25 protein-coding genes and 1 pseudogene are annotated in these 21,013 nt (G+C 57.9%); 13 read left to right on the top strand and 13 right to left on the bottom strand.

The window, feature by feature from the left end; all coding sequences use genetic code 11:
• Window positions 1-118 precede the first annotated feature (118 nt).
• Together ACWR1S_RS24530 and ACWR1S_RS24535 are read left to right on the top strand one after the other, a co-directional pair.
• Entirely contained in the window at window positions 119-529 is a 411-nt protein-coding gene (locus ACWR1S_RS24530) for a hypothetical protein (protein WP_454565297.1), read from the top strand.
• A gap of 2 nt (window positions 530-531) precedes the next feature.
• Entirely contained in the window at window positions 532-1,014 is a 483-nt protein-coding gene (locus ACWR1S_RS24535) for a GreA/GreB family elongation factor (protein ID WP_454565298.1), read from the top strand.
• Between the two features lie 9 nt (window positions 1,015-1,023).
• On the opposite strand, the gene cysB is transcribed toward ACWR1S_RS24535, so the two are convergent.
• The 5 genes from cysB to ACWR1S_RS24560 form a co-directional block, all read right to left on the bottom strand.
• Complete coding sequence (gene cysB, locus ACWR1S_RS24540) at window positions 1,024-1,998, bottom strand: HTH-type transcriptional regulator CysB (RefSeq protein ID WP_007908591.1); 975 nt, start codon at window positions 1,996-1,998, stop codon at window positions 1,024-1,026.
• Between the two features lie 113 nt (window positions 1,999-2,111).
• Window positions 2,112-2,615 (bottom strand): universal stress protein, encoded by a 504-nt coding sequence (locus ACWR1S_RS24545; protein ID WP_007908589.1) that lies wholly within the window; start codon window positions 2,613-2,615, stop codon window positions 2,112-2,114.
• 97 nt (window positions 2,616-2,712) lie between these two features.
• Entirely contained in the window at window positions 2,713-3,618 is a 906-nt protein-coding gene (locus ACWR1S_RS24550; protein ID WP_122844743.1) for a 5'-nucleotidase, read from the bottom strand.
• 22 nt (window positions 3,619-3,640) lie between these two features.
• Window positions 3,641-4,597, bottom strand: a complete 957-nt coding sequence (locus ACWR1S_RS24555; RefSeq protein ID WP_454565299.1) for a putative 2-dehydropantoate 2-reductase — start codon at window positions 4,595-4,597, stop codon at window positions 3,641-3,643.
• Entirely contained in the window at window positions 4,594-4,980 is a 387-nt protein-coding gene (locus ACWR1S_RS24560; RefSeq protein WP_034155249.1) for a thioredoxin family protein, read from the bottom strand. Before ACWR1S_RS24560 ends, ACWR1S_RS24555 begins: the two co-directional genes overlap by 4 nt.
• Between ACWR1S_RS24560 and ACWR1S_RS24565 the strand changes: the two genes are divergently transcribed.
• Together ACWR1S_RS24565 and ACWR1S_RS24570 are read left to right on the top strand one after the other, a co-directional pair.
• On the top strand, window positions 4,979-5,422 hold the full coding sequence (locus tag ACWR1S_RS24565; protein ID WP_454565300.1) for a PilZ domain-containing protein: 444 nt from the start codon (window positions 4,979-4,981) through the stop codon (window positions 5,420-5,422). The two genes, ACWR1S_RS24560 and ACWR1S_RS24565, sit on opposite strands and share 2 nt — an antisense overlap.
• Window positions 5,423-5,565: 143 nt before the next feature.
• On the top strand, window positions 5,566-6,642 hold the full coding sequence (locus tag ACWR1S_RS24570) for a 3-deoxy-7-phosphoheptulonate synthase (protein WP_102900377.1): 1,077 nt from the start codon (window positions 5,566-5,568) through the stop codon (window positions 6,640-6,642).
• A 60-nt stretch (window positions 6,643-6,702) separates the two neighbouring features.
• Here ACWR1S_RS24570 and ACWR1S_RS24575 read toward each other — a convergent pair whose 3' ends face one another.
• Window positions 6,703-6,984 (bottom strand): GNAT family N-acetyltransferase, encoded by a 282-nt coding sequence (locus ACWR1S_RS24575; protein WP_003226804.1) that lies wholly within the window; start codon window positions 6,982-6,984, stop codon window positions 6,703-6,705.
• 639 nt (window positions 6,985-7,623) lie between these two features.
• Here ACWR1S_RS24575 and oprI point away from each other — a divergent pair.
• Complete coding sequence (gene oprI, locus ACWR1S_RS24580; RefSeq protein WP_003199355.1) at window positions 7,624-7,875, top strand: outer membrane lipoprotei OprI; 252 nt, start codon at window positions 7,624-7,626, stop codon at window positions 7,873-7,875.
• A gap of 126 nt (window positions 7,876-8,001) precedes the next feature.
• Here oprI and ACWR1S_RS24585 read toward each other — a convergent pair whose 3' ends face one another.
• The 3 genes and pseudogenes from ACWR1S_RS24585 to ACWR1S_RS24595 all read right to left on the bottom strand — a co-directional run.
• A complete protein-coding gene (locus ACWR1S_RS24585; protein ID WP_454565301.1) occupies window positions 8,002-8,973 on the bottom strand; it encodes a L,D-transpeptidase family protein in 972 nt (323 codons plus the stop codon).
• Window positions 8,974-9,153: 180 nt separating this feature from the next.
• Window positions 9,154-9,447, bottom strand: a complete 294-nt coding sequence (locus ACWR1S_RS24590; RefSeq protein WP_007908575.1) for a hypothetical protein — start codon at window positions 9,445-9,447, stop codon at window positions 9,154-9,156.
• A 57-nt stretch (window positions 9,448-9,504) separates the two neighbouring features.
• Window positions 9,505-9,636, bottom strand: a pseudogene (locus ACWR1S_RS24595) (arylesterase); the annotation flags it as partial.
• A gap of 164 nt (window positions 9,637-9,800) precedes the next feature.
• Between ACWR1S_RS24595 and hxsA2 the strand changes: the two are divergent.
• From hxsA2 to hxsC, 4 genes are read left to right on the top strand one after another with little or no spacing between them, the layout of a single operon-like run.
• Window positions 9,801-10,085, top strand: coding sequence for a His-Xaa-Ser repeat protein HxsA2 (gene hxsA2 / locus ACWR1S_RS24600; RefSeq protein ID WP_454565302.1), 285 nt, complete (start codon window positions 9,801-9,803; stop codon window positions 10,083-10,085).
• Between the two features lies 1 nt (window position 10,086).
• Window positions 10,087-10,389: a His-Xaa-Ser system protein HxsD gene (hxsD, locus tag ACWR1S_RS24605; RefSeq protein ID WP_454565303.1), complete on the top strand. Its 303-nt coding sequence runs from the start codon at window positions 10,087-10,089 to the stop codon at window positions 10,387-10,389.
• The gene (gene hxsB / locus ACWR1S_RS24610) at window positions 10,382-11,839 is read left to right on the top strand and encodes a His-Xaa-Ser system radical SAM maturase HxsB (protein ID WP_454565304.1); all 1,458 of its coding nucleotides are present in this window, start codon (window positions 10,382-10,384) and stop codon (window positions 11,837-11,839) included. The genes hxsD and hxsB overlap by 8 nt, the downstream gene beginning before the upstream one ends.
• Entirely contained in the window at window positions 11,833-12,996 is a 1,164-nt protein-coding gene (hxsC, locus tag ACWR1S_RS24615; protein WP_454565310.1) for a His-Xaa-Ser system radical SAM maturase HxsC, read from the top strand. The genes hxsB and hxsC overlap by 7 nt, the downstream gene beginning before the upstream one ends.
• 18 nt (window positions 12,997-13,014) lie before the next feature.
• Here the strand turns inward: hxsC and ACWR1S_RS24620 are convergent, their stop codons facing one another.
• A complete protein-coding gene (locus ACWR1S_RS24620) occupies window positions 13,015-13,620 on the bottom strand; it encodes an arylesterase (RefSeq protein WP_016985507.1) in 606 nt (201 codons plus the stop codon).
• Between the two features lie 10 nt (window positions 13,621-13,630).
• Between ACWR1S_RS24620 and ACWR1S_RS24625 the strand changes: the two genes are divergently transcribed.
• The 3 genes from ACWR1S_RS24625 to greB are packed head-to-tail and all read left to right on the top strand — an operon-like array spanning window position 13,631 to window position 17,350.
• Window positions 13,631-14,314, top strand: coding sequence for an ABC transporter ATP-binding protein (locus ACWR1S_RS24625; RefSeq protein WP_007908572.1), 684 nt, complete (start codon window positions 13,631-13,633; stop codon window positions 14,312-14,314).
• On the top strand, window positions 14,314-16,818 hold the full coding sequence (locus ACWR1S_RS24630) for an ABC transporter permease (RefSeq protein ID WP_454565305.1): 2,505 nt from the start codon (window positions 14,314-14,316) through the stop codon (window positions 16,816-16,818). The genes ACWR1S_RS24625 and ACWR1S_RS24630 overlap by 1 nt, the downstream gene beginning before the upstream one ends.
• Before the next feature lie 34 nt (window positions 16,819-16,852).
• On the top strand, window positions 16,853-17,350 hold the full coding sequence (gene greB / locus ACWR1S_RS24635; RefSeq protein WP_016985509.1) for a transcription elongation factor GreB: 498 nt from the start codon (window positions 16,853-16,855) through the stop codon (window positions 17,348-17,350).
• A 6-nt stretch (window positions 17,351-17,356) separates the two neighbouring features.
• Here the strand turns inward: greB and ACWR1S_RS24640 are convergent, their stop codons facing one another.
• The 3 genes from ACWR1S_RS24640 to ACWR1S_RS24650 all read right to left on the bottom strand — a co-directional run bounded on the left by ACWR1S_RS24640 (window position 17,357) and on the right by ACWR1S_RS24650 (window position 19,888).
• The gene (locus ACWR1S_RS24640; protein ID WP_003226820.1) at window positions 17,357-17,665 is read right to left on the bottom strand and encodes a hypothetical protein; all 309 of its coding nucleotides are present in this window, start codon (window positions 17,663-17,665) and stop codon (window positions 17,357-17,359) included.
• 248 nt (window positions 17,666-17,913) lie between these two features.
• Window positions 17,914-18,348: a DoxX family protein gene (locus tag ACWR1S_RS24645; RefSeq protein ID WP_454565306.1), complete on the bottom strand. Its 435-nt coding sequence runs from the start codon at window positions 18,346-18,348 to the stop codon at window positions 17,914-17,916.
• A 112-nt stretch (window positions 18,349-18,460) separates the two neighbouring features.
• Window positions 18,461-19,888: a transglycosylase SLT domain-containing protein gene (locus tag ACWR1S_RS24650; protein WP_454565307.1), complete on the bottom strand. Its 1,428-nt coding sequence runs from the start codon at window positions 19,886-19,888 to the stop codon at window positions 18,461-18,463.
• Between the two features lie 236 nt (window positions 19,889-20,124).
• Here ACWR1S_RS24650 and ACWR1S_RS24655 point away from each other — a divergent pair, with 236 nt between their 5' ends.
• Window positions 20,125-20,931, top strand: coding sequence for a TatD family hydrolase (locus ACWR1S_RS24655; protein WP_454565308.1), 807 nt, complete (start codon window positions 20,125-20,127; stop codon window positions 20,929-20,931).
• Window positions 20,932-21,013 lie beyond the last annotated feature (82 nt).

The following is a 21,013-nucleotide window of genomic DNA, read 5'->3' on the forward strand; positions in this document are numbered from 1 at the left end:
CTCCCGTTGGCAAAAGCTGCGATTGTCCGCATAAATCACCTCGCGCAGAAGTCCCGACGGCGATTAATCTTCGTGCGACAATCGCCACTTGCTCGACATCACACGCCAGGAGGCAGCCATGCCCTATCGCCCCAACCCGCGCCGTCCGTTGCCAGTTCAGCTTAGCGCGCTGCATTTGACCGGCAGCATTGCCCTGGGCATGTGGCTGGGTTTTCTCGCCATTGCGCTGACCTGCTGGCTGCTGTCGCAGTTTCTGTTCAAAGAACAACTGGCCCCGGTTGCTCAAGCTGTGCAGCAATTGGCCAACCCACCGGCGGTAGTCCAGCCCCAGCCAGATATTCCGCCGCAGAGTCCGCTGTTCGAACAATACGAAGAAAACCTGCGCAAGAACGAGCAACAGGCGCGCCTGGATCAGGCACGCGGCAGCACACGTAATTTGTCGAATCCAAAGTGCCAGTTCTGGCTGCAGCAGGATCAGACCGCTCCGAGCGAAAAGAGTCGCGCCAACGTTTTGCAATTCTGCGATTGATCATGAACAAGCACATCGTCCACCAACTGATTCTCGACAAACTGCGCATCGACCTCGACATCGCCGAACGCGCCGCGCAAACCGCTTACGAAACCGCGACGCACGAAGAAAACATCGCCGAAAACAAGTACGACACGCTGGGTCTGGAAGCTTCGTATCTGGCGGCCGGGCAAGCGAAACGGGTCGAGGAAATCCGTCAGTCACTGGCGCTGTGCCAGAACCTGACCCTTCGTGCCTATGACGAACACCGTGGAATTGAGGTCGGCGCCCTGCTCGGTCTGGAAGACGAAAAGGGTCGCGAGCAATGGCTGTTTCTGGCGCCCGATGCGGCAGGCCTGAAAGTCGATGTGGTCGGTCAGCCGATTACCGTCATCACCCCGCGCTCGCCGCTGGGTAAAAGCCTGCTGGGCAAGTGCGAAGGCGATGAGGTGGAGATTCTGGTGGCGGGCACACGGCAACAGTTTGCTGTCACCGAGGTGCTTTGAAACAAGTGCTTAGTGAACGGGCAGTTCGACGCCGTCGAACAGTTCTTCCAGTTCCTGCTTGTTGTGGCACTGAATGGCTTTGGCCATCACTTCGCGGGTCAGGTGCGGGGCGAACTTCTCGATGAAGTCGCACATGAAACCACGCAGAAAAGTGCCGCGACGGAAACCGATTTTGGTAATGCTCGATTCGAACAATTCACTGGCATCCAGCACCACCAGGTCGTTGTCGAGCTTGGTGTCGACTGCCATTTTAGCGACGATGCCCACACCCAGACCCAGACGCACGTAAGTCTTGATCACGTCGGCGTCGGCGGCGGTGAACACCACTTTCGGCGTCAGGCCGCGATGGCTGAAGGCTTCGTCGAGTTTCGAACGACCAGTGAAACCGAACACGTACGTCACGATCGGGTATTCGGCCAGTGCTTCCAGGGTCAGCTTCGGCAACTTGGTCAGCGGGTGGCCCTGCGGCACGACCACGCAACGGTTCCAGCGGTAGCACGGCATCATCACCAGATCGCCGAACAGCTCCAGCGCTTCGGTGGCAATGGCGAAATCGACGGTGCCGTCAGCAGCCATTTCGGCGATCTGCATCGGCGAACCCTGGTGCATGTGCAGCGCCACGTCCGGGTATTGCTTGATGAAATTGCTGATCACCGGCGGCAGTGCATAACGTGCCTGGGTGTGCGTGGTGGCGATCGACAGGGTGCCTTTTTTCTCGTTGGAGAATTCCTGGGCGATCTGCTTGATGCTTTCGACCTTGCGCAGAATCTCACCGGCGGTGGTGATGATGCGCTCGCCGGCCGGGGTCACGCGGGTCAGGTGCTTGCCGCTGCGGGCAAACACTTCGACGCCGAGTTCGTCTTCCAGCAGGCGGATTTGTTTACTGATGCCCGGTTGCGAGGTGTAAAGGCTTTGGGCTGTAGCGGAAACGTTGAGGTCGTGGTGCGCCACTTCCCAGATGTAGCGCAATTGTTGAAGCTTCATATGTATCCCTCAAAGCAGGTAGACGCCACGGGCATCAGCGACGGTATATAACTATATTAATGGTTTGAATAATAAATCTAGAACTTTTTTATCAAAGCGCCATTATTCCTGCTTCAGCGATCCTCCCGCCGCCGACGCTCCACTAACGGCACCAGATAAACCGGCACCTTGGCCAATTGCAGGACCCGCGCCGCCGTGCGCCCCAACGGCGTTTCCGCGCCCACCCCGTGGCTATGACTGCCGACGATCAGCAGATCGACAGAGAGTTTCTGCACCTGGTCGAGAATCACCTGCGACGGATCACCCTGCAGCACGCGCACGGCGCGAATTCGCTGCAGATCCTGCTCGCCTTCATCTCCCAGTTCCTCGCGAAAACTTTCCAGCACCCGCTGCTCGATATTGGCGATGACTGTTTTCAGACCTTGGCTGTGAAATTCGTTCAATGCCTGCTCGTCGAGGTAACTCTGCAACACCGATTCGGCGAACAGCCCCATCGGCTCCACCGCGTGCACCACGTACAAATCGGCATTGAACGTTCGCGCCAATGCCAGGGCATGCTGCATCACTAACGGTGCGTACAGACCGAGGTCAGTGGCATACAGCATCGAACGAATCATATGACCTCCTCGCAAGCCAACATGGCGGAGATTTGATTCAGCTTAGCAGTGCCTTGGCGAGTACGACGTGCGACGCAACGTCTTGAACCAAAGGGCTTTAGACCGACGGTTCGTTGCTGATGCCGTGCGGCACGTGGCCAGTGGCGACCACTTCACGAGCGAGTTCACAGTGGCCGGCCTGATCGTCGAAAAACACGTCGGCGGCAAACGCTTCGAGAAACGCCGATTTGGTCAGCCCGCCAAGGAACAGTGATTCGTCGAGACGAATGTCCCACTCGCGCAAGGTACGGATCACCCGTTCATGGGCCGGTGCTGAACGCGCGGTGACCAGCGCCGTGCGGATCGGGCAGTCATCATCGGGAAACTCGCGTTGCAACAGGTTGAGCGCTGCCAGAAAGCCTTTGAACGGCCCACCGCGCAACGGCTCGCGGGCCGACTCGCGCTCCTTGGCCTGGAACGCTTCCAATCCGCCGGATTGATAGACGCGCTCCGACTCATCGGAAAAGATCACCGCGTCGCCGTCGAAGGCGATACGCAATTCGTCACTGGCCGCGCGACTGGCGCCACCGGACAGAATCGTCGCCGCTGCGAATCCGGCATCCAGCGCCGCGCGCACGTCTTCGGCATGGGTCGAAAGAAACAGGTCGCAGCCGAAAGCCTTCAGATACGGATACGGACTGCGGCCGCCGACGAACGCCGCGCGAGAAATCGCCAGACCGTAATGATGAATCGAGTTGAACACGCGCAGCCCGGTGTCGGCGCTGTTGCGCGAGACCAGAATCACCTCGACCCGTGCACGGCCGAGGCGACTGTTCAGGCTCAGGAGTTTTTCCACCAACGGGAAAGCATCGCCGGGCGCCAGAATCTCGTCTTCGTGCTCGATCTGGTATTGCCGATAGGCTTCGACGCCGCTCGACAGGTAGACCTTATGGCTCTCGCTCAGGTCGAACAAGGCGCGCGACGAAATCGCCAGCACCAGTTTGTCATCGATATTCTTGGCCATGCCTTCCCCCAATTCGATCGGCTTAAACGTTGCGCCGATCGATAAATCGTAAATTGCGATACAACGCTTCGATGCGCGGCAGTTCACAGCCCGCCGCTTTCGCTGCCGCCAATGGCCGAGCGTAGATCGCTTCCAGCTCCAGCGGTCGTTTGTGTAAAAAGTCGTGGTACATGCTCGGCCAGTAGTCGGGCATTTTCTCGGTCATCATGAACAGATAGTCGGCGTAGCCCGCTGGCACGTCGTGGCCGCACGCCTTGGCGCCCTGTACCACTTCGGCCATCAACGCCTGGATCAACGCGCGGCTGTCGGCATCGGCCATCAGCGGAGTGGTGCTGGCGCCGAGCAGAGCCGAAAGTCCGTTATAAGGAATGTTCCACACCAGTTTCTGCCAGCGCGCCTGTTGCAGATTGGGCATGGCCTGGGAGTCGAGACCGGCACTGCGGAACAGTCCGGAGCCCTCTTCGACGATCGCCATGCGTGCGGCGTCATCACTGGCCGGACCGCTGTGATAACCCACGTTCACCGCGCCCAAGGCTTGGTGAGTGACTTGTCCAGGTCCCTCGCGGTGCACACAGATCAGGCACAAGCCGCCCAGCAGGTGAAGGGAATCGGGGAGCCGTTCACGCAAGCTGTCTTCGACGTCGAGACCGTTTTGCAGGACCAGCACTTTCGCGTCCGGTTTGGCCGCTTGAATGATGGATGGCGCGAGGCCGGCGTTGCTGGTGGTTTTGGCCCCCACCAGCAACCAGTCGCACTTGGGCATGTCTTCGGCAGCCGCATAGGCCTGCGCCGGATGCAACGTCAGCGGGCCATGCACCGCGCTGTTGATTTGCAAACCGCGCTCGGCGACCGCCGAAAACTCGCTGCGCAACAGAAAGTGCACATCGAAGCCGGCACGCGCCAGCATCACACCGTAAAAACCACCAATCGCGCCGGTGCCGATAATCCCTACGACCGGTTTATTCTCTGCCCCCATCATGGCAACTCCTCAGCAATTCGACCCAGTGCCTGCGCCAGCGCTGCGTTCAGCGCATCGGCCGTCAGGCGCGTGTGCAATGCCCCAAAGAACTCGCCGTCGCGCACCACAAACAGCGCCGGCAAATGAAAGACCTGATAGCGCTCGACCAACCCGCCGTTGTCACCGGCATCGATCCAGCACAGGCGATCAATGGCCAACGCCATATCCGGCAACACTTCGCGGGCATAACGACAACTGGCGCAGCCGACACTGGTGAAAATCACCAGCGAAACACCGCTCATCGCCAATAGCCGTTGATCGGCGTCGAAATCGGTCAGTTCGGATTCGACCACTATACTGGGGGAAACAATGTCAAATGGCCGACACAGGGAGTCTGTGCTCATGGGACGTTTCATTCCTCATCCGGACGAGGTGCCGGTTGAATTAACCTTGCTCAAGCCTGAGTGCATTTCCAGGCAACAGCTGCACACTATCAGCCTCGGCGGCATCGCTTGCAATTACCACCGTGCCTGGCGCCATGGCACGGCCCTGCAAGTGCGCATGCCGACACTCAATGCCGACATCTGTTATCCGGGCTATGTGGCGTGGTGCCTGCGGCGCAAAAAAGGCTATCTGGTGGGCATCGCCTTCACCGATGAGCAGACGCTGTTCAGCGCGCGAATGGGTGAGCAGGTGTGTCAGATCGAACGGTACTGCCGCATGCACGACACCCACGATGATTTGCAGGAAATTCAGGCGGTGGCCCTGCAATGGGTCGAGCAACACGCCGATGAGTTCTCCCACGACAGCGTGCGCAAGGCTTTCGCCCAGCCAGTGCTGGACTGACCGTCTTCTCTAAACCGTTACATGCCCATTGTCGAGCAGGCGCTTTACGCGCTAAGGTTCCGCTCCCCGACGCGCTTAAATCTGCTGTGCTCCGCCGCGCGGGGATCGCTGGCGGCCGGCACCCGTGACCTGACGAGTAAACGATGGCTGATTTACCGATCAACGACCTAAACGTCGCCTCTAACGAGACCCTGATCACTCCCGATCAGCTCAAGCGTGATATCCCTCTGAGCGACGCTGCCCTGCGCACCGTCACCAAGGGCCGCGAAGTCATTCGCAACATTCTTGATGGCACCGACCACCGTCTGTTCGTAGTGATCGGCCCCTGCTCGATCCACGACATCAAGGCTGCCCACGAATACGCCGATCGCCTCAAGGTGCTGGCGGAGGAAGTCTCCGACACCCTGTATCTGGTCATGCGCGTGTATTTCGAGAAGCCACGCACCACCGTTGGCTGGAAAGGCCTGATCAACGATCCGTACCTGGACGACTCGTTCAAGATCCAGGATGGTCTGCACATCGGTCGTCAGTTGCTGCTGGACCTGGCTGAAAAAGGCCTGCCAACCGCCACCGAAGCCCTCGACCCGATCTCCCCGCAGTATCTGCAGGACCTGATCAGCTGGTCGGCCATCGGCGCACGTACCACCGAATCGCAGACTCACCGGGAAATGGCTTCCGGCCTGTCCTCGGCCGTCGGCTTCAAGAACGGCACTGACGGCGGTCTGACTGTGGCGATCAACGCCTTGCAGTCGGTCTCCAGCCCGCACCGTTTCCTCGGTATCAACCAGGAAGGTGGCGTGTCGATCGTCACCACCAAAGGCAACGCCTACGGTCACGTGGTGCTGCGCGGTGGCAACGGCAAGCCGAACTACGATTCGGTCAGCGTTGCCCTGTGCGAACAGGCGCTGGACAAGGCGAAGATCAAGCCGAACATCATGGTCGATTGCAGCCACGCCAACTCCAACAAGGACCCGGCCCTGCAACCGCTGGTAATGGAGAACGTCGCCAACCAGATCCTCGAAGGCAACCAGTCGATCATCGGCCTGATGGTCGAAAGTCACCTGAACTGGGGCTGCCAGGCGATTCCGAAAGACCTCGCCGACCTGCAATACGGCGTGTCGATCACCGATGCCTGCATCGACTGGTCTGCCACCGAGAACACCCTGCGCAGCATGCACGCCAAGCTCAAGGACGTGTTGCCGAAACGCCAGCGCAGCTGATCAGCGTTTTGCAGGCATAAAAAAACGCCGGGCATTGCCCGGCGTTTTTGTGTGTGCGGTTCAGATCTTCGCGGCGCGACGCTGATGACGCTCCATGTAGCGCTCGACGTAGGAGCACGACGGAATCACCGTGTAGCCCATTTCTTCGGCGTACTGCAATGCGCTCTCGGTCAGCGCTGCGGCAATGCCACGGCCACGCAGGGCATTGGGCACGAACGTACGATAGATATCCAGGGTCTGTTTTCCCAGATCCATATAGGTCAGGTAGGCACGATGACCGTCCACATTGGTCTCGAACTGATGACCAGCCTGGTCATGGTGGATGGACAACGCCTCGCTCATCACTACTCCTCGCGGGTCTTGAATTCTGACCCCTACCTTACCGATGTTTTTCCGGCGAAGGAACATCTACGCCACCCCGTGCCTGATGGACACCGAGAAGAGCCACACCGATCTCGCGCAACCTGGCACCTGATAAATAGTAGGCACCATTGGCAAAAATGCTCAAGATGCGCTCGTCATCAAGCGGGTTGACGGGGGTTGCTCCGAGGGACGCAGAGGTGACTGGGGAGAAGATCTTCCCGGGCCACTCACCTGAACATTGCCGGATGTTGAGACTTAAGACGTGCCGCCTTTTTTAAAGTCACCTCAACATGGACAAAGATAAGCGAAGCAGCGCGCAAAATCGGAACAAAAGTGTGGACGAATTCATCTAGACAGACTTTAGCCAAGACTGCAAAAACAGCACGTGGCAACGGGAACTTTTTCTCATTAACTCGCTCAGCTCGGGGCTTGCAGCTGGGTATTTTTTAAACAGCGCAGTTAAAAGTTGCTCGAAAAAGAATCAACGCCTACAATTTTTTTTGCTTCTTGCCTTACGTCAGTTTACTTACTACAAGTAATGGGTAGTATGTACGCCGGCTATTTCCTCAATCGTGAGGAGACAGCCACTTAATTTGAAAGTCCTTGAAGGGGAACACGATGAACAACGTTCTGAAATTCTCTGCTCTGGCTCTGGCCGCAGTTCTGGCTACCGGTTGCAGCAGCGCATCGAAAGAAACCGAAGCACGTCTGACCGCTACTGAAGACGCAGCTGCTCGCTCCCAGGCTCGTGCAGACGAAGCTTACCGTAAAGCTGATGAAGCTCTGGCTGCTGCTCAAAAAGCACAACAGACTGCTGACGAAGCTAACGAGCGTGCTCTGCGCATGCTGGACAAAGCTAGCCGCAAGTAATAATCCTTCGGGGTTGTTATCAAGCCGATCCGATGTCTGGGTCGGCTTTTTTGTGCCTGACGCTTTTGTCCGGGCAATAAAAAACCCGCCGACGCATCACGCATCGACGGGCTCTTGACCGCTGGCTTATTGCTGCAGATCGATCGGTGCGCTGGAAACGATCGGCGCCGAAGTATTCGGCGTGCCGATTTCCGTTGGCAGGCCATCTTCGGCCGCGACCACATCACGCACCACATCCCAGTTCACACGCAGGTTGCTGGTGACGTCTTCACGTTTGAGCATCGCGTTGATTACCGCAGTGTGCTTGTCGACCACCGACGGGTTGCCCTTGTCGTCGATCGGCGTGTGCGCTTCCAGATAAACCTTGCCGCCACTGCTGCCGAACTTGTAGGCGTCGTTGAGGATACGCACCGACGTCCCGACCGGCACCATGCCGGCCATTTCCAGCACGTTGTTGTTGAACATGCGGAAGCAGCCGTGGCTGGTGCGCATGCCGATACCGAATTTCTTGTTCGAACCGTGAATCAGGTAACCCGGCGTACCCAGAGTGAACTTGAACGGGCCCAACGGGTTGTCCGGGCCGGCCGGCACGACGTTTGGCAGCGGATCACCATCAGCGGCGTGTTCCGCCTTGATCGACGCTGGAGGCGTCCAGGTCGGGTTTGGCGTTTTGGCGGTGATCGAGGTGTGCGCGATCGGCGACCCCCAGCCCTCACGACCGATCCCCAGCGGGAACGTGTACACCACGTTGCGGCCTTTCGGGAAATAGTAGAGGCGGTATTCGGCAAGGTTGATGACGATGCCTTCGCGCGGACCCGGCGGCAGAATGAAACGGGTCGGCAAGACGATTTCGGTGCCGGCGCCCGGCAACCAGGCATCGACGCCCGGGTTGGCCGCGACCATCTCCGAGTAACCCAGATCGTACTTCGTGCCCAGATCGGCGAAGGTGTCTTCGTACTTGGCTTTGATCACCTGCACCTGACCGATGATGTCTTCACCGGGTGGTGGCAGGGGAAACTCCAATGCAGCAACGGGACCGGCCACACACAGGGCGGCAAGTGACAGGCAGCGGGTGACGGCAGGAAAGCGCGGCAACATCCGGAAAATCCTTCGCATGATCAACAAGGGTATAAGAGCGCGATTGTACACCGCGCTTTGAATATTCGGGGAGACACGCCGATGGACCGTGCTGAATGCGAAAAGATCGCAGCCTTCGGCAGCTCCTACAGGATTACGCGAACCCATGTAGGAGCTGACGCAGGCTGCGATCTTTTGCTCTTAAAGCTCGAAACGCAGCTCTGGCCAGATCGGCGACGTCCCGCGTTTTTGCGACTCCAGAATCGCCCGGCACAGCGAACACAGGCGCTGATCCTGAAACACCCGGCGATCGACGCTCGACCAGCGCGGTTGCGCCGGCAGCAGACTGCCGCACAGGGTGCGATCGGCCGAGCCACCGAGTTCGAGTTGACGGGTCACCAGATGCACCCGCACTTCCTGGCAGGCGAACAGATCCAGCTGCTCGTCAGGCTCGATCAGTTGATAGGCAAACAGGGACCAGGCAGAACGCGACATCGGGGGCTCCAAATAAGGGGGCGCCACATTAGCCGAAAGCCTGCCCTTAGAAAAGCCTCATAACAGCGGTTTTAGCGTCGGCCAGACATTTTCCAGCAACTTGCCCTGAGCCCCGGCCGCCGGGTGCAGACCATCGGCCTGCATCAGGTCCGGATGACCGCCGACGCCGTCGAGGAAAAGCGGCAGCAGCGGCAGACTTTTCATAGGCACGTCAGCCTGAAAACTACCTTCTTTGTAACGTCTGTCGGATTTTCTCTGCGGAACGCTCAACCAAGTTAATTCCATATTGACATCACGATCTTCTGACGGAGAGACTCAGCGAGTAACCCCACCCCTGATAAGGAAATCCAATAATGAAAAATCGCTCCTTTCTGGTACCGATGGCGACTTTGGCAGCAGCAGTTGCTACAGAGCATGCTTCAGCTTCAGTACCTCACCAGATGACCGACCCCGCCATTGACCAAACTATCGCAACTCAGTCGCATCCTCAGAGCGAAAACCTTTCGGTACGCAGCGGTAACGATCTGTTCACATTTGTGTTGAAACGCGGAGACCAAGGTCAATTCATGGCCTATCACAGCTCTCACAGTTCCCATTCGTCGCACAGTTCTCACAGCTCCCATCATTCGGGCTCCTGACATGGAGCGGGAGGTGACGCTCGTATTTGACCAGCAGCTTTACGAAGCACAAGTGCTGCAAAAAGCTGCTTATCGGGCAATGAACTCGCTGACGATTGATATTGCGTGCGCTGATGGAAAATTCAGCTGCGTTTTGTCCTCGAATATCGGCATCGAAGAGCCTTCATTTCTACTCGCTGTGCAAGAATTCAAGAAAGACGTGATCGACTACCAACTGCGTCACCAGTTGAATACTGAAACGTTGCCCATCAAAAATCTGATCCTTGGGCTGGCCTTTTCGAAAACCGGACTGATCAGTGAGTAAATTTCAGAAGCTGGAGTTCTATGCTCAGCAACGCCCTTACGAGCTGCTGCCGTTCAAATTCGACCGTTTGAATGACTGCGAATACATCATTACTAATATGGCGGGCGAGTACCACGTCTTGCCCATGGCGGTACTCGAACCGCTGATCAACAGAACGCTACCGCTTACCTCAGAGCTGATCCCAACACTCCGTTCGAAGCAGTTCATTCGATTTCCAGAAGAGAAGGCGCCTCTTCAGCTACTCGCTCTCAAGATACGCACCCGCTTGTCCAGGCTCGCTCAGTTCACCAATCTGCATATCTTTGTAGTAACCCTTCGATGTGACCATAGCTGCCCCTATTGCCAAGTTTCACGGCAATCGGAAAGCAGAGATGAATTCGACATGACCTCAGAGATGGCTGACCGGTCATTGGATTTCGTTTTCATGTCTCCGAATCCGGCCATCAAAATTGAGTTTCAGGGCGGAGAGCCCTTGCTGAATTTTGAGATGGTGAAATACGTTGTCCTTGAGGCTGAAAAACGCAACCTCAAAGAGGGTCGTGACCTTCAGTTCGTGATTGCAACCACGCTTTCGCTGTTAACTGATGAAATGCTTATTTTCTGCAAGCAGCATCGCATTGTCCTTTCATCCTCCCTCGACGGACCGACGAATCTCCACAATGTCAATCGCCCGCGCCCCGGACGGGACAGTCACCAACGTTTCGAAGTAGGGTTAACAAAAGCACGCGCAGCACTCGGGTACGATCAAGTGTCTGCTCTGATGACAACCACCGACAAGAGCCTACCCCACGTTAGGGCCATCATTGATGAGTACCTGCGCCTCGGTTTTGATGGGATATTTCTCCGAACTCTCTCGCCGTATGGCTTTGCAATCAAGACCAAAAAATTCCTCTCATATGACACTGAACGCTGGCTAGACTTTTACAAAGAAGGTCTTGAATACATCATCAAGCTGAACAAGTCCGGCATACGATTTGTGGAGCAGTACTCATCGCTTGTGCTGGCAAAGATGCTCACATCAACAGACCCCGGATTTGTTGATCTGATGAACCCCGCAGGTGCTGGAATTGCTGCCATCGTGTTCAATTACGATGGCTCCGTCTATGCTTCGGATGAGAGTCGCATGCTTGCTGAGATGGGCGACCAGACCTTCAGATTAGGCAATATTCTGGAACAATCATATGAGGAAATCATCCTCTCGGATCAACTCTTAGATGCCCTGGAAGATTCCTTCACACTGAGTTCTCCCATGTGCTCAGACTGCGCATTTGAACCCTTCTGCGGCTCAGAACCTGTTTACCATCACGCCATGCATAAGGATCTGGTAGGAAGAAAGCCAGAGTCCTCCTTCTGTAAACGGAACATGGCGATCTTCAAACACCTCATTGAATTGATGGAAAACGACGAAGATACGAAGCGGATTTTTATGGGATGGGCGAATCGATGCTGAAGCTCAGCGGAAAAATAATCCGTATCCATGCAGTTGATGTCTCCAAGGATCTCACGCTCATCAAGGTCTCCACTAACCGAAACCTTCCCGAAATCCTACGAAGAGAAATGGCCTATCTGGCGACCGAATGCCCTATCCCCTTCGGATTTGCACACTATCTTCTGACTGAACAGCATCAGGATTTGGCTCAAGAACTCCCCGAGGGCTCCGACTACTCGATCCTGCCGAATGACTACGACTACATTGGCAACAATGACATTGTCCGGCTTTCCACTGATCGTCAAAGCATTCGGGTTCTGTTTCGGGCCTCGTCGCCGAACAACAGCATCCTGCTAACTGAGCAATGCAATAACTATTGCCTGATGTGCTCACAGCCTCCTAAAGCAGCCGATGACTCTTGGATACTCGATGAAATCGAAAGCTTGATCCCATTGATCCCAAAAGAAACCCGCGAGCTAGGATTCACTGGTGGAGAGCCAACCACCAATAAGGAGCGTTTTCTCAAAATAGTTAGCCTGACGAAAAGCTACCTACCAAGAACCGCCATTCATATCCTTTCGAATGGAAGAAGCTTCAGAGACCCAAGGTTTGCTGAAAAATATGCGGAGATAGGATTACCAGATGCAATGGTCGGGATTCCCGTCTATTCAGATGATCCAACTCTTCATGACTATATCGTTCAGGCTCAAGGCGCATTCGACGAAACCATTCAAGGCATTCTGAACCTGAAACGCTTGGGGCAGAGGGTCGAGATTCGGGTCGTCTTACACAAATTGTCGATCCAGCGGCTTCCTCAGCTATGTGAGTTCATTGCGCGCAATCTCTTGTTCGTCGATCAGGTTGCTTTGATGGGACTTGAAATGATGGGGTTTACCCGTGCCAATCTTGATGAGCTTTGGATTGATCCCATCGAATACAAAGACACTCTCAGCAAATCGGTACAGATCCTTACCAAATATGGAATGAACGTTTCGGTCTACAACCATCAGTTGTGTTTGGTTAACCCAGACATTCTTCCGTACTACCGAAAATCAATCAGTGACTGGAAAAATGAGTTTGCGCCGGAATGCCTGACCTGCCGAAAGCAAAGCGAATGCGGAGGTTTTTTCGCGTCAGGGATCAAGTTTGGATACAGCAAAAAGCTCACTCCCTTCTGACGCCTCCGCACGGTAAATTCAAAGCAAGGGTTTTAGCGTCGGCCAGACATTTTCCAGCAACTTGCCCTGAGCCCCGGCCGCCGGGTGCAGACCATCGGCCTGCATCAGGTCCGGATGACCGCCGACGCCGTCGAGGAAAAACGGTACCAACGGGATCTTTTTATCGTCGGCCAGTTTGCCGTAGACCTCGGCAAAGGCATCGGTGTAGCGCTTGCCGTAATTGGGCGGCAGTTGCATGCCGAGCAACAACACCTTGGCGCCACTCTGGCGTGAGCTGTCGATCATCGAGGCAAGATTTTGTTGCAATTGAGTTGGCGGCATTCCGCGCAAGCCATCATTGCCGCCCAGTTCGAGGATCACCAGTTCCGGCTTATGCTCTGCAAGCAGCGCCGGCAGCCGCGCCTGGCCTCCGGCACTGGTGTCGCCGCTGATCGAGGCATTGACCACTTTGTCGTCGAAACCCTCCTGTTTGAGCCGTTGTTCGAGCAACGACACCCACCCCAAGCGGGTATCCAGTCCGAAACCGGCGCTGATACTATCGCCAACGATCAGGACAGTACCCGCCGCTGCGTTCTGGGCCATGCACATCAAGGCCAGGCCAGCACTCAAAAACCACACACGCATCGGATTCTCCATGGGCGCAAGCATTCTCACCGCGAAGAACCTCAGCAAAGTGGTTCCCAGCGCGGAAGGTGAACTGACTATCCTGCACGAACTCAGCCTGGAACTGAACAAGGGCGACAGCCTGGCCATCGTTGGCGCATCCGGTTCGGGCAAATCCACCCTCCTCGGCCTGCTCGCTGGTCTCGATCTGCCGAGCAGTGGCGAAGTCATTCTCGCCGGCCAGGGCCTGAGCAATCTTGATGAAGACCAGCGCGCGCGTATTCGTGCCGAGCACGTGGGTTTCGTCTTCCAGTCCTTTCAGTTGCTCGACAGTCTCAACGCACTGGAAAACGTCATGCTGCCGCTGGAACTTGATGGCCGCAAAGATGCGCGCGAGCGTGCAACCGAATTGCTCCAGCGCGTCGGCCTCGGCCAGCGCCTCACGCACTCGCCGCGCCAGCTCTCCGGTGGTGAGCAACAACGGGTGGCCATTGCCCGTGCCTTTGCTGCCGAGCCTGACGTGCTGTTTGCCGACGAACCCACCGGCAACCTCGACAGCCACACCGGCGAGCGCATCAGCGACTTGCTCTTCGAATTGAACAAGGAACGCGGCACCACTCTGGTGCTGGTGACCCACGACGAACGCCTGGCCCATCGCTGCCGGCGCCTGATCCGACTTGAAGCCGGGCTGTTGGTCGCCCCTCTGGAGCCTTGATGGCACGCTTGCCGCTGTTGCGCCTGTTCAGTCTCGCCATACGCCAACTCATGCGCGATGCCCGCGCCGGGGAATTGCGGGTGTTGTTCTTCGCTTTGGTTGTGGCAGTGGCGGCAAGCACCGCCATCGGTTACTTCGGTGCCCGCCTCAACGGCGCCATGATGCTGCGCGCGACTGAATTTCTCGGTGCCGATCTGGTGCTGGAGGGCAGCTCGCCGGCCCGAGAAGAACAGATCAGGAGTGGCACCGAGCTGCGCCTGAAGCATGCGCAAGTGGTGGAGTTTTCCAGCGTCATCGCCACCGACAACGGCATTCAACTGTCGAGCATCAAAGCCGTCGACCGCGCCTATCCGTTACGCGGTGAACTGAAGAGTGCGCCCGCCCCTTTCGCCACCGAAGAAACCGGCGGCGAACCGCAACCCGGCGAAGCCTGGGTCGAGGCACGCCTGCTGACCGCGCTGGATCTGAAGATCGGTGACAGCATCGATGTCGGCATGAAGACCTTGAAACTGACCCGCGTGCTGACCTACGAACCGGATCGCGCCGGCAACTTCTACAGCCTGACGCCGCGGGTGATGATCAACCTCGATGACCTCGCCGCCACCGGCGTGGTGCAACCCGGTAGCCGCGTGAGTTACCGCGAACTGTGGCGCGGTGAACCGCAGGCGCTGGAAACCTATCGGCAACTGATTAAACCCGGGCTTGCGGCCAACCAGCGGATACAGGATGCCCGCGATGGCAACCGGCAAATTGGCGGTGCGCTGGGCAAGGCCGAACGTTATCTGAACATGGCCAGTCTGGTCGCGGTATTGTTGGCCGGGGTCGCGGTGGCGTTGTCGGCTAACCGTTTCGCCAGTCGCCGCTTCGATGCCAGTGCCTTGCTGCGCTGCCTTGGATTGTCGCGCCGGGAAACCATGGTGCTGTTCAGTTTGCAGCTGACCGTGCTCGGGCTGCTCGCCGCGCTCAGCGGGGCTTTGCTCGGCTGGTTGGCGCAGTTGGGTTTGTTCGCACTGCTGCATGATCTGTTGCCAAGCGATGTGCCACCGGGCGGTCTGTTTCCAGCCATCGCCGGGATCGGCACCGGGCTGGTGGCCTTGGCCGGTTTCGCTTTACCGCCGCTGGCCGCACTGGGTCGCGTGCCGCCGCTGCGTGTGCTGCGCCGCGACATGCTGCCGATTCCGTCGAGTACGTGGATGGTTTATGGCGCCGCTCTGGGTGCGCTCGGCCTGATCATGTGGCGCCTGAGTCTGGACCTGCTGCTGACCTTCGCCCTGCTCGGCGGTGGCGTGGTCGCCGCGCTGGTATTGGGCGGCCTGTTGCTGTTGCTATTGCAGAGCCTGCGGCGGATGCTCGCCCGTGCGTCGCTGCCATGGCGCTTGGGCCTGGGCCAGTTGCTGCGCCATCCGTTGGCAGCGGCCGGTCAGTCGTTGGCGTTCGGTCTGATTCTGCTGTCGATGGCCTTGATCGCCCTGCTGCGTGGCGAACTGCTCGACACCTGGCAAAACCAGCTACCGAAAAACGCGCCGAACTACTTCGCCCTGAATATTCTGCCGGCAGACAAACAGGCCTTCACCGATCACCTGATCAAGGTCTCCGCGCAAGCGGCACCACTGTATCCGGTGGTACCGGGACGACTGATCAGCATCAATGGCGAAGCGGTGCAGCAAATCGTCAGCAAGGATTCGGCGGGCGACCGCGCCGTGCAACGCGACTTGAGCCTGACCTGGGCTGCTGATTTACCGGCGGGCAACAAGCTCACGGCGGGTGCATGGTGGAAAGATCAGCCAACCGACGGTGTTCCCGGTGTCTCGGTGGAAGGCAAAGTCGCCGAAAGCCTAAAACTCAAACTCGGCGATCACATGGTGTTCAGCGTCGGCGGGGTCAATCGCGAGGCGAAGGTCACCAGCCTGCGCGAAATCAACTGGGACAACTTCCAGCCGAACTTCTTCATGATCTTCCAGCCCGGTACGTTGAAGGATCTGCCGGCGACTTACCTGACCAGCTTCTATCTGGCGCCAGGTCATGACCAGCAGATCGTCGAACTGTCACGCACGTTCCCGGCAGTGACCATTCTTCAGGTCGAAGCGTTGCTCGAACAACTGCGCAGCATCCTCGCCCAAGTCACCCTGGCGGTCGAATATGTGTTGTTGTTTGTGTTGGCGGCGGGCATGGCCGTGCTGTTTTCCGGCTTGCAGTCGACGCTCGATGAACGCATTCGCCAAGGTGCGCTGTTGCGTGCTTTGGGGGCCGAGCGCAAGTTACTGGTCAAGGCACGGCGCATCGAATTCGGCCTGCTCGGTGCAGTCAGCGGCTTGCTCGCGGCCATCGGCTCGGAAGTGGTGAGTCTGGTGCTCTATCGCTACGCGTTCGATCTGCCGTGGCACCCGCATCCGTGGTTGTTGGTGCTGCCGTTGATTGGCGCGGCGCTGATTGGTGGTGCCGGCGTGTTCGGTACGCGCCGGGCACTCAACGCAAGTCCACTGACAGTGTTGCGTGAGGGTTGATAGACTCAAGCGGTCTTAATCACAAGAAGTTGCCATGAGCCGTTATCGCCCTCCACGCCCCGCCGGCACCGCGCTGATCACCCCCGAAGGTGAAGCGCGGATGCGCGCCGAATTTCATGAGTTGTGGCATGTGCGCCGCCCGCAGGTGACGCAATCGGTCAGCGAGGCAGCGGCACAGGGTGATCGTTCGGAAAACGCCGAATACACCTACGGCAAGAAAATGCTCCGCGAGATCGACAGTCGCGTGCGCTTTCTCACCAAACGCCTGGAAGCGCTCAAGGTCGTCAGCGAGAAACCCAGCGATCCGAACAAGGTCTACTTCGGCGCCTGGGTGACCATCGAAGACGAAGACGGCAAGCAATCGCGCTACCGCATCGTCGGCCCGGATGAACTGGATCTGAAACTGGGCCTGATCAGCATCGACTCGCCACTGGCCCGCGCCTTGATCGGCAAGGCGCTGGATGCAGAGGTGCGGGTACAGACTCCGACGGGTGAACAGTTCGTTTACATCGTCGCCATCGACTATCCGTAAAGCCTATCAGCGACGAGTGATCAGCCCCTGACGCGCCACGCGGGTCAGTTGTTTGATCATCTCCGGTGCATCCTCAGCACTCGGCGCCTGAATCACCGCCAGATCAAAACTGTCACTGGCAAAACGCGCCAGCGACTCGCCGTCTTCGACAAACTGGATGAGGAACGCGGCAGGACCGCCGCTGCGACGTGGCCAGCCATCGAGATAACGCAACAGCGTCGGCTGATGTTTGCCGCCAAGAAGGATTTTCGGGTTGCGCTGGGTGATATGCGCAGTGATCGGCGCGGGACGTGCTGGAGGGCGTAGTGCATTCATCGTGTCGTGTCTCTGCCTCAAAAGTCTGCATGGCAGGTGAGAGGCAACACCGAACCAGCGCTTTAGCGGTATTTCGAAGCCCTGTTCCGGCTTCTGACGGCAACTGTTGAAGTCACCTGGCGCCCCGCAAGTAGCTGTTTAAATCGGCGCATGGGCAACATCGTAGAGAACGTGACCGATCAGTGTCAAGAATCAGCCGCAACAAAAAAGGCCCGCACAATGCGGGCCTTTTCCTTGAGCCAGAGCGCTTAACCGGCGATGGCGCGGTCCACCGAGAGCTTGCCGGCGCCTTCGATCAGCACGGCGAGGCTGCCACCGAGCAGGGCCAGAGCGAACTCGTAACCGTTGTTGGCCATAAACAGACCGTTACTGATGTGTACGGTGAAGATTGCCACCAGCGACAGAAAGGTCAGACCCAGCGCCGCCGGACGCACCAGCAGGCCGATGATCAAGGCCAGACCGGCGAAGAACTCAGTACCGCCTGCCAGCGTCGCCATCAGGTAGCCCGGGTGCAGACCGATGCTGTCCATGTACTGCGCGGTGCCCGCCAGACCGTAGCCACCAAACAGACCGAAGAGTTTTTGCGAGCCGTGAGCGGCGAAGATCACACCGACAGCGATGCGCAGGATGGTCAGACCGTAGCCGGCGCGGGTGAACAGTATTTTGTTGATCAGAGAGCTCATGGGGCATTCCTTGTTTTTGCGAGAAGTTGTGTGTGTTGGTTGGCCGCTATATTAATCAGTAAATTTCATGTTAAAAGCGCAAATATTCCGCCATAACAATCAGTTTATTAGATCATTTCCGTGAGGCGACTTTTTGCGTCCCGGGCTCCAACGACTCCCGCTCCCGGTCGAACGCCAAGTAATACTTGTTCACGCTATTAACATAGCTGACCGGCCCCATTCCTACCTGCTCCATGGCAATACGCTCGACCTGGAAGAACCACTGGTTAGGATTCAGCCCACGCCGCCGGGCCTCGGCGCGCATGCCCTGCACGCGTTCGGGGCCAATGTTGTAAGCCGCCAGGGTGAAGGCCATGCGTTCGCGCTCATTGAGCTTGGGGCTGTTGAAAAACTTGCGGCGAATCATCGCCAGGTACTTGGCTCCGGCCTGCACGTTTGCATCGAGATTCTGAATGTTGTTCACGCCGACACGCTGGGCGGCGGACGGCGTGATCTGCATCAGTCCGGTCGGGCCGCTGCCACTGCCACTGCGAGCATTGGGTTGCAGCGCCGATTCCTTGAACGCCAGTGCGGCAAGATTCAACCAGTCCATGTTCTGCGCCTGCGCGTGCTTCTGCAGGGTCGGGCGCAGTTTTTCCAGACGCTGGCGATCAGCCTTGGCCAATGGATAGTGGACTTGGTAAAGACGGCGATAAATGCGCAGAAACGCGGCATCTTCATTCGACGGTTTCTTGTAACCGTCGAGGAAGCGGTCAATGCTTGCGCGCAACATCGAAGCATCACGGCGCACGAACCAGTATTCCTCGCCCGGCTCGCTGATCATCAGTTGCCGGTCAAAGCGAAGTTTCGGCAGGATCTTGCCCCAGCGCTCGGCGATCGGTTGCTCAACGATGGTCAGGTGGAAAATCCCGCCCTGAACCATCTCCAGCACATCTTCAACCGCCAGGGTCGGATCGACCCATTCGATCTTGATCGGCGCCAGTTTGTGCAGCGCGAGTTTCTGGTTGAGCTGACTGACCGCCTCCCCCGCCGCACTGCCGGTGGGCAACGCCAGGGTTTTGCCGGAAAGTTGCTCGACCTTGGTGTAGCGGCGCTCGCCCTTGATCCCGACCAGCAGCAGCGGCACATTGCTGGCGATCGGTTCGCTGCTGGCCACCGCGTAGCCCGATTGCAGCTCAAGCAATTCGCCCGGCGCGACCAGATCACCTTCGCCACGCTGCAAGGCGCCGAGCAGTTGATCCTTGGCTTTGGGAATGATCTTGAGGGTGATTTCCTGGCCATCACGGGCGTGGCCATTGAGGTATTGCTCGAACGCGCGCAGACGATGGTATTCGACGCCGATGGCCTGGCCCTGCACTTCGCCGGAGCTGTTGCGGCTCTGATTGACCAACACGCGCAACACGCGGCTGCTGCGAATCTCGGACAAGTCCCGCACCTTGGCCGCCGGCACGGCTTGCAGCGGCCCGGGCAGGCGCGCAACCGCCGTCATCGGCAGCAGCAACGATCCACACAACAGCAGCAAAACCGAGGGACGAACCATCCACTCTCCGGAAAGAATACGGGGCGATTTCAGCTTTAAAATGTCGAAATCACCGACGAAAACAGAGCGCTATGAGCGCTGGCAACGTGCGAGAGACTGGCACAGTAATGGCACTTCTACCAAACCGGTCTGCATCGCGGCATCAACAGACAGCTATAACTCGTTGTAGTTCTTGGCTTTTCTTATGAATCTACAGCTCTGGTATGCTTTCCGGCCTTCGGCCCGAGGTAGCAACCATGCAACTCATCGATATCGGCGTCAACCTGACCAACCCCAGTTTCGCCGACAAACACCAGGCCGTGCTCGAGCGCGCCTATGCCGCCGGGGTTTGCCAACTGGTGCTGACCGGCACCAGCGTCGAGGGCAGCGAGCAAGCCCTGGAGCTGTGCCAGCAACTGGATGAGAGCGGTCAACGGCTGTTCGCCACCGCCGGTATTCACCCGCATTCGGCCAGTGACTGGAACGCTGACAGTGCCCGTCGTTTGCGCGGTCTGTTGCAAGAGAAAAACGTGGTCGCCGTGGGTGAGTGCGGCCTGGATTTCAACCGTGATTTCTCGCCGCGCCCACAGCAGGAAAAAGTCCTCGAAGAGCATTTGGCCCTGGCCGTTGAACTGCAATTGCCGGTGTTCCTGCATGAGCGTGATGCCAGCCAGCGCCTGCTGGAAATCCTCAAGGACTTCCGCGATCACCTGCCCGCCGCTGTGGTGCATTGCTTCACCGGTGAGCAAAAAGCCCTGTTCAGCTATCTCGATCTGGATATGCACATCGGCATTACCGGCTGGATCTGCGACGAGCGCCGTGGCACGCATTTGCATCCGCTGGTGAAAGAGATCAAGCGTGGACGCTTGATGCTGGAAAGCGACGCGCCTTATCTGCTGCCGCGCACCCTGCGACCGAAGCCGAAGAACGGCCGCAATGAGCCGGCGTATCTGACAGAAGTGCTGCGCGAAGTGGCGTTGCATCGCGGCGAAACCGAGGAGGATCTGGCGGCACACACCACCGCGTGTGCTCGCGCGTTCTACAACCTCCCCGCCCTTTCCTGACACACCCCAATTTCCTTGTGGCGAAACCCCCCCCCCCCGCGGGGGGCCCCTCTTCACTTATGGGGGAGTAAAACCCCCCCCC

The organism is Pseudomonas sp. AIG (assembly GCF_977020205.1).